Raw genomic sequence first — 9,128 nt, 5'->3', positions numbered from 1 at the left:
TAGCTCTTTTCATAATAGTCCGAAAAGCTTATAGAAAAGCGGAATCAACAGCATGACGAAAAGATGTGAATAGAGGGATGTTTTTCCTAGCTCTGTTTTTTATAGCAAACCAATGATGCTCAATTTTGTTAAAATCGGGAGAATAAGGCGGTAGATATAAAATTTCTGCGCCAACTCCTTTAGCAAATTCAGTAATCTTATTAGACTTATGAAAAGTAGCATTATCAAGGATAACAGTTTGTCCAGGTTTCAAAATCGGTGTCAGAAACTGCTCAAACCATTTATTAACATATTACAGTGGCCTTCAAATGTTAACGGAACAACTATTTTCCTGCCGTTTAAGGCTGCAATCATACTGATTCGTTGAATTTTTTTACCAGATTTTAGAGCATAAAACCTCTGTCCCTTCTGGCAATATCCATAAGGGTAGTCCTCGGTGTTATCAATGCCAGACTCATCTATATAAACTAAGTTTTGAGGTTCTTTTGTTGCTATAATTTTCAAAAATTCAGCGCGTTTTTCTTCGTCCCTTTCTTTGTATCCATATGTCTTTTTTTGCGTGTGAGTCCAATTTTTTTAAGAGCTCGATGAATCGTTGGGATACTAACATTGCTCCAAAGCTTAGCCATTTCCGATAGAGTTTTTCCACCATATTTTTTAGCAAATTCAGTAAATTTATTCCAGTCAGTAATTTTGTGATTATAACCTCCATTTCCAAGTTTTTTTGACTGAAAATCTCCTGTTTCTTTTTTCTTTGCTGCCACTCCCATAACGTAGTTCTTCCAATTTTAAATCTTGCTGCCACTGCTTCTCTGCTTTCTCCTTCTTCTAGTGATTCCATTGCTTTTTTTCTTAAATCATAACTATATGCTGCTGGCATACTTACCTTCACTACTATAAAATCTTATTTTACCTCGTTTGTACTATTATGAAAAGAGCTATAATTCACCATTATTCTTACAACAATGTTGTCGGTAGGCTTCAGCATCTTGGTTTCCCTCCATATTGCTACCCTAGTTACAGAACTCCGACTCTTATCCTGGTGGGGTTGACTCCCACTGAACATACACGCCTTTCCTAGACGCACTATCAATAAAGCATCTATAACTAATCGCTTAGCTACTCATTGACCAGTCAACTAGATCAATTATTGCTGCCAAATATAGCCAGCCATCCTTAGTTTTTATGTATGTAAACCCATACTTTATTTGGCTGACTAGTAGTGGTCCAATATATTGGGAGTTATAACCCTATTGTCGGTCTGCTGTTTTTTGCTTTTGAATCTTCGCCTCAGTCTAGCTTGTTTTTTGCATGATATCCTGCACTGTTTTGATGTTGCAATTTTTACCTAAAGCCTTTAGTTCAGTTTAGGTGCCCCATATCTACAATTAGATGCTTGGTATATTTTTTGAATATCTGCTAGAAGCTGCTCCCTTGTTGCTGCTTTTCTTCTTACTAGTCCATAGTAGCTGCTAGCAAATACTTTCAAAATCCTGCATAACTCCTGTACTTTATAGTAGTTTCTATGCTTTTTGATAAATAAATCTTTGTAACTTGCAAAATATCCCAGGGCTTTTTTTGAAATGTCTCTTTCTCTAGTAACTCTTGTTAGTTCTTTCTTTAATTCAAACTTTTCTTTATCACATGGTGCCAACTTTCCCTTACCAGGAAATGCTTCTTCTATTGATCCTTTTTCGTTATATTTTCAGTCACTTAGTGTACTGTTATCTATTCCTAAATCTTTAGCTACTTTGTTTGCCCCGTTTCCTTTACCAACTTTATTGCCTCTAATTTAAATTCCACTGTGTACTTTTTTCTGTATAATAAGCCCTCATAATCATGTTTTATTTTACCTCAAAAATGGCTTGACTTCCTCTCTACTTTTTCTGGGTAAGGTCAAAGTTTTTCATATTAAACCATTTTTAATTAATTAGTAGTAGATTAGCTAATTTAACTAGAGGAATAGTCATGATGAGTAAAAAAACATTAGCAGTTACAGCACTTGCTTTATTGTTGTCACAACAATCCTTTGCAAGTGAAGCAGAAGGGTTTTACTTTGGTGGTGGATATTACGGTCAATATTTGAATTTTGGTGAGTTGAAAGCAAAAATTGGAGGTCAAGATGCTACAAGCGCTAATATGGTATCTATAAATGATAGGAATTCTCGGGACACAAAAGGTCAGCTACTAAGTAAGTATAAAGGAGATTATAATCCACCTTTTGCTGCAAGTGTAGCATTTGGTTACACAGGAGAACTGGGTAATAATATCTATAGAGCTGAATTGGAAGGGATGTATTCTTCTGTAAAAGTGGATAATGTTGGTTTAACAAGCGGCCAAATGACAATATCGTACATAGAAAGTAAAGATAAAAAAGATAAATATGGATCAATTATTAATCATGACCAAATTGAAAACGCATCTATAATGGCAAACGTTTATCATCATTGGAAAAGTGAACGTTTCTCTTTTTCTCCTTACGTTGGCATTGGGATTGGTGGAACGAGAATGACGATGTTTGAAAAAACGTCAATAAGACCTGCAGGTCAATTCAAAGCTGGCCTTGATTATCGCATAAACGAAGATGTAAATATGCATATCGGATATAGAGGTTTTGGTGTTATTGGTAGTAGTGAGTGCGAATTAGAAACCTTAAAGTGGGATCCCGACCTTGATAATGGTGAAAATAAGCCAAAAGGTAGAATGATAGGTAATAATCAAATGTCTACTACTATACAGAACAGCTTTTTCACACACACGGTATAGAAGCTGGTCTTACTTTCCATTTTGCCAGCAAAGCTTAACTCTTATAGAGACATTTTCTTGGTAGCACGTCTGCGTCACACTACTACGGCCGCTGACTAGTAGCGTAGTCAGCGTTCTCGTCATCCGAGTAGCTTCTTTCATGTCTATTCAGGTTCTTTTTCTAAGTTCCCAGCGTCACGCACTGGAACGACAATAAAGAGCATATGGTCATGCAAGAAGTCTACTTTTTATTCTTAATTAACTCTAAAGCCTTCTTCAGATCTATACTTTCAATATCTATATCTTTGCCTAAAGCAACGTTTGTCTTATCGCATTTGATGTAGAATCCATACCTACCATTGCAAATAAAAACTTCTTTTCCCTTTTCATTAAGCCCGAGAGATTTTAGCTCCTTGCGCGGGCTGCTCGCAATAATTTGTACAGCTTCGTTTAATTGTGTGTCTAATACCTCTTTAGAGCTTTTTTTTAAGAGAAAAGTATCGACCATCATAGAAAATATAGTACCCAAATCGTCCAAGGCCTATTTTTACTTCCTTTCCAGTTTCAGGATGTTCTCCTATTACTTTCGGCAAGGAAAGTAATAGAGTAGCGGTATTCAGATCAATATCATTAACATTTATATCTTTTGGTATAGAAATCTTTTTTTTCTTTTCTGACTCAGTGTTAAATTCCAGGTAAAGTCCGAAAGGACCATTTTTGATCATTACCTCTTGGCCTGTCACATCATCTATACCCAAACTTTTTGGATATTCTGAGTTACCGTTACTGCCCGTAATCTCTTTTGTATGGTTGCATGCAGGATAGTTAGAACATCCAAGAAACACCCCGGCTTTTCCAAAGTTCAATTTTAATATGCCACCGGAGCAATTAGGACATTTTTTACCTATTTCTTCCTTTCCTTTCTCTGAACAAAACCAATCAACTACTAAGTCAGTAATACCACTAAAAATCTCATCATGTGTCATTTGCTTGACAGAATTTACAAGATTAAAAAATGGCACCCAAAAATAGCCTAGTTCTTTTTTCCAATCTGCATGTCCATTTGAGATTGAATCAAGTCTTTCTTCCATTTGTGCTGTAAAGTCATACTCTATACAACGCTGAAAAAAAAGTTTCCAAAAATATGGTCACGATCTTACCACGGCTGCTTGGAATAAATCTTTTATTATCGAGTGTAACGTATTCACGGTCCTGCAATACTGAAATAATTGTTGCATAAGTTGATGGCCGTCCTATACCGATCTCTTCCATTTTCTTAACGATACTCGCTTCACTATAGCGAGGTGGTGGTTGAGTAAAATGTTGTTTTGGATCAACAGAAATCAGCTTGCACGCTTCCTTTTCCTTCATAGCAGGTAGCAGGCCCTCATTTTCGGCTTCTATGTTATCTTGGTAGACTTTATAAAAACCATCAAAGAATATGCTCGATCCACTCGCTCGCAGAATTATTATCTGATCAGTAGAGCTAATTTCAACTACCACTTGATCAAGAATTGCTGATTCCATCTGACTTGCAATGGTTCTTTTCCAGATCAAATCATACAATTTAAACTGTTCTAGCGTTAAACAGTCCTTAATACTGTTTGGTGTTCTATTTATATCAGTTGGACGAATTGCCTCATGTGCTTCTTGAGCATTTTTGACCTTTTTTACATACTTACGAGGAGATTGCGGTAAATATTTATCGCCATACAATGACTTAATTGACTCCCTGATTGAGTTTATAGCTTCATCTGCAATATAAAAGCCATCTGTACGCATGTAAGTTATCAACCCTACAGTTTCGCCACCAATATCGATACCTTCATATAAATTTTGCGCTATGCGCATGACATTTTTCACATTAAAATACAGTTTATTCACTGCATCTTGCTGAAGACTTGAAGTAATAAACGGAGGAAGTGGGTTTCTCTTAACTTGCTTGCGTTCTACTGTGCTTACAGCATATTGCCTTGATTCAATTTGCTTGACTAAGTTCTTTGCCTCTTCTTCATTTTTAATATCAAATTTTTCTAGCTTCTTACTATCATAGTGGCTTAGCATAGCAAAAAACGCCTCGTTTTTGCTGTTTTGCATCTCTGCCTTTATGCTCCAATACTCTTGCGATACAAATTTACTAATTTCATCTTCCCGCTCGCATATGAGCTTCAGTGCAACAGATTGCACTCGCCCTGCAGACTTGCTTCCTGATAACTTTGTCCATAAAAGTGGTGACAAATTAAACCCAACTAAGTAATCTAAGGCTCTTCGTGCTTGCTGTGCATGTACTAAGTCCATATTTATTTCGCGTGGATTTTTTATAGCTTCTTGCACGGCTCTTTTTGTTATCTCGTTAAAGACCACTCTGTAAATTTTGTTCTTATCATTGATAGCCTTCCTTTCCTTTAGCGCCTCTATCACATTCCAAGCTATTGCTTCTCCTTCTCTATCTGGATCGGTTGCAAGGTATATATCCGATGTTTTATTCGCTTCCTTGACTAACTCTTTTACATGCTTTTCTGCTTTTTCAATAATCTCATACTTTATGGCAAAATCATTATCCGGATCGACAGAACCGTTCTTCACTGGCAGATCTCTCACATGTCCAAAGGATGCAGCGACTTTGAACTCTTTACTCAAATATTTACCTATCGTCTTTGCCTTTGCCGGTGACTCAACTATCAATAATGCCATAATTATTAGTACTTAAAGGTAATATGTTGAAATATATAGAATAAAAGTAAAAAATATTTTAATGGTCTTTTCACTTTTTCTAAGTTAATTATTTAATGCTAGCAAAAAACCTAATGAAAGAACCTACTTTACAAACTCCGCCAATTCCCTTGTCATGACGTCCAGTACAATGTTGCAAATTAAAAATTTCTCCATTCTGCATTGGTTCTTCCAATCCGAAATGCTACTTCTATCTGATTACGACCAATGTTGATTTGTTCTACTAATGTGTAATAGTTTAGACTTAATCTGACAGGCTGATAAAGTAAGATAAAAATATAAACAAATTTAAAAGGAGTGTCAGATATGAGAAGAAAAAACACTAAAACCAAAGTTGGAGAACTTGCAAAACAATTAGGGAATGTATCACAGGCATGTAAAGTGATGGAGAGATACGTTTTATCGTTTCAAAGAACTATATGAAACAGGAGGGGAAAAAGCATTAAACAAAAGCAAACCATTACTTGCCAATAGAGTACCAAATGATATAGAAGAAGCAGATAGCAGTAGAGTTTCCAGCATATGGACAAGAAAGAGCAGCTAATGAGTTAAAGAAAAAAGGAATTCTAATATCTGCTAGCGGGAATATGGCAAAGAAACGACCTCGAAAATTTTAAAAAGAGGTTGAAAGCGCTGGAAGCGAAAGTAGTCCAAGATGGTATAATTTTGACAGAGGAGCAAGTTGCTGCTTTAGAAAAAACTGAGGAACAAAAAGAGGCTAGTGGCGAAATTGAGACACAACACCCTGGATACTTAGGTAGTCAAGATACCTATTATGTAGAAAGGTATTGGAGGGAATGTTCAAAAAAGCATAGGCGTCAAGTTAAGGAAAAGTGGCATAAGAAAGAAGAGAAGCGGTAAAAATTATTTTAGACATTAAACGATAAAATTAGTAATTTATAGACTCTTTAAAAAAAAATTATCTTATTTAAGATCAAGATTTCTTAAAAAATAAATATAACAAATAAACCTTAAATGGTTGCTATATTGGGCGTATTCTCTTAACTTGACGCCTATGGAGCATACGATAGGCACAAGCTTTATAAATTGTATATGATATAAAGACAAAAGTTCTACCGAAAAATTGTGCAGCAGAACATACAAAATTGGATTATATGACCGAGAGGAATGCCGCCATTAGATTATGTGGTAAAGAAGGTGTGAAAGAGTGGAAAAAGGAAGCAACTTATGGGAAAAGGTCATATATTGAAGGATTTTTCTCAAGCAAATATTTGGGTTTAGTTTTAGAATGAGATAAATCGAGAAAAAGAATTGCTAATAAAATGCTACTTGCTCAATAAATTTACTGATATTGGCATGGCTAAATTTGAAATAGTTACATGAATTTGTCGTAAACCACCACCACATGAAGTGCTATGCAACAAAGCCCACTGGGATCCAGTTTTTTGATCAAAAATGTTGTCTTGTTTGCAATAAATTTGCTGGATGCCAGTGTCAAGCACTGGGATGACACTTTCTATATAAACATTAAGAAATTTACTAAATAGAAAAAAGGCAAAAGAATCCCCAATCACTGTTTATTTTCAGTATCGGCGCTTTTTAGTCTTAAACACTGCAATTTAGCTGCTTTTAAACGCAATTAATCTAAGTTGCAAATGTTTAAGAAATTTACCAGCAGAAGAAAAAGACAAGGAATCTCCGTAGTAGCTAGTTATTCTATTCTTTATTTTAAAATTTGACATTGGGTGATGTCTTAAACAGCCCGTTTCAGCTTGTATAGGGAAAAACCCGGAAATTTTTAAAGACATAGCATGCACATAGTGCAAAAATAGTACGCCAAATACAAGTCTTCTTGTCGTTTTAATCTGCACAGATTGGGAAGTTAGATAATATAGCTTCAATATTATGATAAGGGAATTGGCGAGATTTGTAAAGGGGTTTTTATGAACTACTTTCGACATCAATAGCTGGTTCAAGTTTTCTATTCAAAATTTTTAATATAAAATCCAATTCATCTGGATTGTTATACCGTATCATGACTTTACCCTTGGAATTGTTATCATTAATTTTGATCTTTAAACCAAGTTGAGAAGATATAGCTCCTTCTAGCGCTGCCATATCTTGATTTTTAGTACACTTATACTCTTTTTGATCGTTATTTTGTTGTAAGTCTTTTATCAATTTTTCAGTTTGTCTAACGCTCAGGCCTTGAAAAACTATTCTTTTTGCAATACTTTCTGCATTTTCAATATTAATCAGCGCTCTTGCATGGCCCATAGACAATTTTCTCTTGTTGATCATTGCTTTTACTCCATCAGGGAGTGATAACATTCGAGTCATATTGGTTATGTGACTGCGGCTTTTGCCTAAAGTTGAGGCTAGTTCTTCATGTTTATAGGAGAATTCATCTATTAGTTTCCTATACGCTTCACCTTCTTCTATTGGATTAATATCCTGCCTCTGTATGTTCTCAATTATGGATACTTCTAAGCATTCCTTGTCATTTAAATCTTTTATGATAACCGGCACATTATCAAGATTTGCGATCTTACTTGCCAGCCAACGACGTTCCCCTGCTACTATTTCATAACCGTCATTATTTGGATCTTTGCGCACCACAATAGGCTGTATAATGCCATTTTTCTCTATCGAACTTGCAAGTTCTTTTAATGACTCCTCATCAAAATATTTTCTTGGCTGAAATTTGCTCGGGTGCAGTAATGAAACAGGTAACCGATCTTCCTTATTATCATAATTATCGCCTATGAGGCCAGCAAGACCTCTACCTAAGCGCCTATTATCCTTCACGCTGTATCCTCACTTATCAGCTTTCTCTCTTTACAAATGCTCATGTGTTTCTTTAAAATTTCTTTTGCCAAACTTATATATGCTTGCGCACCAGGACACTTAAGATCATATACAATAGCGGGTTTTCCATGAGAAGGAGCTTCTGATAACCGTACGTTACGTGGAATAACAGTCTCATACAATGGAATAATGGTTTTATATACTTTATCATTTAAATACTGGCAAATATCATTTTTAATCTGTTCACTGAGTTTGTTGCGCTTGTCATACATTGTGAGCAATATTCCTTCTATTGCCAGGAAAGGGTTTAGGTTATTCCTTATCAGCTCTACAGTTTTAACTAAATGGCTCAATCCTTCCAGAGCGAAAAATTCACACTGAAGAGGAACAATAATAGAATCAGTAGCAGTCAAAGCATTTATGGTTAGAAGCCCAAGTGATGGAGGACAGTCGATGATTATGTACTCATAATTATCACGTACTTTCTCTAGCGTGTCTTTTAGTACGAATTTTCCCTGCTCAAGTTGTGATAGCTCAATTTCTGCAGCTGATAAGTCAACCACTGATGAAATCAGCGATAAATTTGGAATTTCCTTTATATTAAAAATTGCCGACTTTACCAATTCACTTTTGCTGCTCAGTAGTATTTTGTATATATTTTTTTCTTCCCTACTACGATAAGAAATCCCGAGTCCTGTACTAGCATTCCCTTGAGGATCAAGATCTACCAATAAAGTATTTTTTTCTACAGCGGCAAAGGCTGTCGATAAATTTATACTAGTTGTGGTTTTGCCAACTCCACCCTTTTGATTTACTATTGCAATGATCTTGCTCACACCTTTTATCTTAATATAAAATAATCCTATTGTATATATGCGAGA

At 35.5% G+C, this 9,128-nt stretch carries 3 protein-coding genes and 6 pseudogenes; 3 read left to right on the top strand and 6 right to left on the bottom strand.

Annotated features, from left to right (window positions below):
- Positions 1 to 28: 28 nt before the first annotated feature.
- Positions 29 to 880 (bottom strand): annotated as a pseudogene (locus tag Wcon_RS03790) (IS630 family transposase).
- Positions 881 to 1,024: 144 nt separating this feature from the next.
- Positions 1,025 to 1,848 (bottom strand): annotated as a pseudogene (locus Wcon_RS13325) (IS3 family transposase); the annotation flags it as partial.
- 120 nt (positions 1,849 to 1,968) lie between these two features.
- Here Wcon_RS13325 and Wcon_RS03780 point away from each other — a divergent pair.
- Positions 1,969 to 2,804 (top strand): annotated as a pseudogene (locus Wcon_RS03780) (P44/Msp2 family outer membrane protein).
- Between the two features lie 182 nt (positions 2,805 to 2,986).
- Here the strand turns inward: Wcon_RS03780 and topA are convergent.
- Positions 2,987 to 5,439 (bottom strand): annotated as a pseudogene (gene topA, locus Wcon_RS03775) (type I DNA topoisomerase).
- A 345-nt stretch (positions 5,440 to 5,784) separates the two neighbouring features.
- On the opposite strand from topA, the pseudogene Wcon_RS03770 reads away from it, so the two are divergent.
- A pseudogene (locus Wcon_RS03770) lies at positions 5,785 to 6,258 on the top strand (helix-turn-helix domain-containing protein); the annotation flags it as partial.
- 240 nt (positions 6,259 to 6,498) lie between these two features.
- Positions 6,499 to 6,822: pseudogene (locus tag Wcon_RS13320) on the top strand (IS5 family transposase); the annotation flags it as partial.
- On the opposite strand, the gene Wcon_RS11390 reads toward Wcon_RS13320, so the two are convergent.
- From Wcon_RS11390 to Wcon_RS03755, 3 genes are all read right to left on the bottom strand, one after another.
- Positions 6,765 to 7,013 carry a hypothetical protein gene (locus tag Wcon_RS11390; protein ID WP_179947476.1) on the bottom strand — a complete coding sequence of 83 codons (249 nt, stop codon included), beginning with the start codon at positions 7,011 to 7,013 and terminating at the stop codon, positions 6,765 to 6,767. The pseudogene Wcon_RS13320 and the gene Wcon_RS11390 sit on opposite strands and share 58 nt — an antisense overlap.
- Positions 7,014 to 7,380: 367 nt before the next feature.
- A complete protein-coding gene (locus Wcon_RS03760; RefSeq protein WP_114517272.1) occupies positions 7,381 to 8,247 on the bottom strand; it encodes a ParB/RepB/Spo0J family partition protein in 867 nt (288 codons plus the stop codon).
- Complete coding sequence (locus Wcon_RS03755; RefSeq protein WP_114517271.1) at positions 8,244 to 9,083, bottom strand: ParA family protein; 840 nt, start codon at positions 9,081 to 9,083, stop codon at positions 8,244 to 8,246. The genes Wcon_RS03760 and Wcon_RS03755 overlap by 4 nt, the downstream gene beginning before the upstream one ends.
- Positions 9,084 to 9,128 lie beyond the last annotated feature (45 nt).

Source organism: Wolbachia endosymbiont of Cylisticus convexus (assembly GCF_003344345.1).
Note: the sequence above shows the minus strand (reverse complement) of the source record. Positions and strands in the feature narration are given on the sequence as shown.